The 3,397-nt window shown below is 47.5% G+C and carries 3 protein-coding genes and 1 pseudogene; 2 read left to right on the top strand and 2 right to left on the bottom strand.

Features of this window, described 5'->3' with window-relative positions:
• Nucleotides 1–60: 60 nt before the first annotated feature.
• Entirely contained in the window at nucleotides 61–474 is a 414-nt protein-coding gene (locus AC3A8L_RS13065) for a hypothetical protein (RefSeq protein ID WP_487962705.1), read from the bottom strand.
• Between the two features lie 203 nt (nucleotides 475–677).
• Complete coding sequence (locus AC3A8L_RS13060) at nucleotides 678–2,231, bottom strand: alpha-N-arabinofuranosidase (protein WP_487962706.1); 1,554 nt, start codon at nucleotides 2,229–2,231, stop codon at nucleotides 678–680.
• A gap of 426 nt (nucleotides 2,232–2,657) precedes the next feature.
• Here AC3A8L_RS13060 and AC3A8L_RS13055 point away from each other — a divergent pair, with 426 nt between their 5' ends.
• Together AC3A8L_RS13055 and AC3A8L_RS13050 are read left to right on the top strand one after the other, a co-directional pair.
• Complete coding sequence (locus AC3A8L_RS13055) at nucleotides 2,658–3,173, top strand: VF530 family protein (protein ID WP_487962704.1); 516 nt, start codon at nucleotides 2,658–2,660, stop codon at nucleotides 3,171–3,173.
• Nucleotides 3,170–3,397 (top strand): annotated as a pseudogene (locus tag AC3A8L_RS13050) (RNA pseudouridine synthase); the annotation flags it as partial. The gene AC3A8L_RS13055 and the pseudogene AC3A8L_RS13050, both read left to right, overlap by 4 nt.

The following is a 3,397-nucleotide window of genomic DNA, read 5'->3' as shown; positions in this document are numbered from 1 at the left end:
ATGCGCCCCTTCAAGCGCCTTGTTGAAAAAGCCGGCGCCCTCGTCTAATTGGATAAACTATTATTGCCCCGCCCCTAGCTCATTTTTTAACATGAGTATTCCAATGCCTGGAACTAGAGCAATGGCTACATCTGGGCCAAACGGGAATATCGGCAACCCGAACTTAATACCATAAAATAACAGAATAGCCCCTTCTGCAAGGCTACCGTAAGCAAGAACTGGGATAATGTTTTTGTATTCAAGTGGTTTCCAGGCTGCAAGAAGGAAAAAGACACCGACAAAGCCAAATGCGCCAGATGCCATTCTCATCCAATAATTCAACATTACATCATTCGGTATTTCCCCGCTGCCCCCAAACTTTTCAAGGTGTTCTGTTGCCCATTCCCAAGGTAGAAATGCACCTACAATAGTTAGGCCCCAGCCAAGGCCGGCACCTAACATTAAAAGTCTTAAAAGGTTAAATTTACTGATCAAAATATGACTCTGAACTTTGCTGTGTTTAAGGGCTATACCGCACCCCAGAAAACTTATTCCGTGCGGTTATTTCTTTATAGAAAAGGAACGCTACCCGTAAAGCCCTGTAGCGTCAAGCTTTGCAGTATTTTATCGTAACTATTTCATCAAAAGCATTTATCGGGTAAATGCTTTTGGGGCGGTCTATTGCCCCAAACATCGATTTAATCCAGCGCAACGACCATTACCGATTTTGCTGGCAGTGTTATTACTAACTTACCGCCTTTCGCTTTGTGTTTGAAAGCTTCTGGTATTACGGCGTTTGGTTTTTTGAAGGTGTTGTGTGCATCCATTGCTTCGGCTGTTAATAGGCTGCCCTTGGCGGTTCGGATTTTAGCGCCTGCATTGATAATAACCTCGGTAGCGTTTTTAGGGTCGGTATTGGCGAGAGCCAACCATAGCTTGCCTTTTTTATCGCGTGCGGCCGAGGCGCTAACGGTGGGTATTTTTTCTTCCCCTAAGCTGTAGCCTTTATCACCGGTTATGGTTATGGGCAGTGACGTTGCATCTTGAAAAGGAATGTACATTTTAAAAACGTGATAGGTGGGTGTTAACAGCATTTTTTCTTTATCAGTGAGTATCATGGCCTGCAATACATTCACCATTTGCGCGACGTTAGTCATTTTTACACGTTCTGCATATTGGTGAAATATATTGAGGTTTACGCTGGCAACCAGTGCGTCGCGGATGGTGTTTTGTTGAAATAGAAACCCTGGGTTTTCACCGTCTTCAACATCGTACCAAGTGCCCCATTCATCAATATAAAAGCCAACGTTTTTTTCTGGATTGAGTTTGTCCAATACAGCAATATTATCTTGAATAAACCCTTCAACTTTCAAAGTATTAAAAAGCGTAGAGAACCATTCACTTTCAGGGAAGCCTAGTGCTTTGCCGTGTTTATCCCAATTACCGGTGGGTAGGGTGTAGTAATGGTGGCTAATGGCATCCATTCGCATGCTCCAAGTATCGGGCACTTGTTCCAGTAACGTTTGCGTCCATTCTGTTTGCGCTGTATGGCCGCCGCTAGCAATCATAATGGGTTTGTTATCGTCAGGGGTTTTGGCGAAGGTAGCGTAGTGTTTGTACAAGTCGGCGTAGTACTGGGGTGTCATGGTGCCGCCGCAGCCCCATGCCTCGTTGCCAATGGTCCAGTAGTGTAGGCGCCAAGGTTTATCTCGGCCGTTTTTGCGTCGCTCTTGCGCTAGTGTCGACTGGCCATCGGCGGTAATGTACTCGAGCCAGGCCGCCATTTCACGAGGGCTGCCGGTGCCGAGGTTGGCGTTGATGTAAACCTCCGAGCCTAGCATCTCGGCGAGCTCAAAGAATTCATGGGTGCCAAAAGCATTGCTGTCGGTTACGCCGCCCCAAGTGGTGTTAATGGTTACTGGGCGTTTGGCGCGCGGGCCAATACCGTCTCGCCAGTGGTACTCATCGGCAAAACAGCCGCCGGGCCAGCGCAGTAGCGGTACTTGTAAGTCTTTAAGTGCTTTTACTACGTCGTTGCGAAAACCGCGTGTATTCGGGATTTTTGAATCTTCACCGACCCATATGCCCTCATATATGCCGCGCCCAAGGTGCTCCATAAATTGGCCGTAAATATTGCGATGAATCGTTGGGCCAGGCTGGTCTGCATCAATAGTTACTTGAATTTCTGCCAATGTAGTGTTGGCACTTAACAAAAGAAATATACCTGCCAGAGCATGGCTAGCCCAGCGTATTTGAGGTTGTAGCATATGAGTGTCCTGAAGGTGAATTGAAATAGTAACTATTCAGGTGGGTTAGAAATAATGCCCACCTAAAAGGCGAATTGATTATTTTCTGGGTATTCAAGCGTCGGGAACGCTTGCATAGCGCCCAGCCCTAGCATGGATGCGTAGGGATAGACTTTGCAGGAGCACAAAGTCACAGATGGCTTGAGCGGCCCAGAAAGTGATCAATTTGCCGGCCTATTCGAGCATGGCTGAATAGTTACTTGAGATTTACTGCAGCATGATAACAACATTCATAATAGTCACTTGTGCACGCTTATCTCGTTTTTAATGCATTATTAACCCGAGGGTGTGTGTTGCATATTTAGGCTTGGCTAGTGCTTGCATAACGGCGGGCGTATAATGGGCTATTTCTGGCCTTGTTTGGATTGCACCATGAATGATGAGATAAATTACAAGAACAACCCCTTGCACGGCTTGGGCCTAAAAGACTTACTGACCCAGCTTGTCGATTACTACGGCTTTAATATTCTTGATGCTTACCTCAACATTAATTGCTTTAAAACCAACCCCAGCATTGAATCGAGCGTTAAATTTTTAAAGAAAACCGATTGGGCGCGCGAAAAGGTAGAAGCTTTTTATTTGTACCAATACAAGCGTTTACCGAGAGCCTCTGCAGAACAGTTCGAGCTGCCACCACGCGACCGTATTGTGCCAGAAGGGCAGGTGTGTGGAGAACCTGCGGACCTAAGCCTTGAAGATGCCGCCCAGCTGCGTGAGAAACAAGCCAAAAAAGCTGCTGAATTTAAAGCGGGTACCGGGCGCAAGCCGGGCGGGCCACGCAATAGCGGCCCCCGCAAGCACAGCGCCCCGGACCGAAGCCGAAGCAAGCCTGCCGCCCCCAACGATGCAGACCCTTGGGCCAACTGGAAGAGTAAAAACGACGAGTGATCGCCGTAGCCGCTAGCCAGCCCATCGATACCTTTATCGCACCGCCGTGCCATGACGATATTCGTATTCTTTTTCAGGATGAGCACCTTTTACTCATTGATAAGCCCAGTGGTTTACTGAGCTTATCGGGTAAAAACCCGCTCAATAAAGATTCAGTCCATTATCGCCTTGTTCAAGATTACCCCTCGGCTACCTTGGCGCACCGGCTAGATTTTGGTACATCG

This window comes from Marinagarivorans sp., from assembly GCF_982758155.1.
This window is presented reverse-complemented; position numbering and strand designations above follow the sequence as displayed.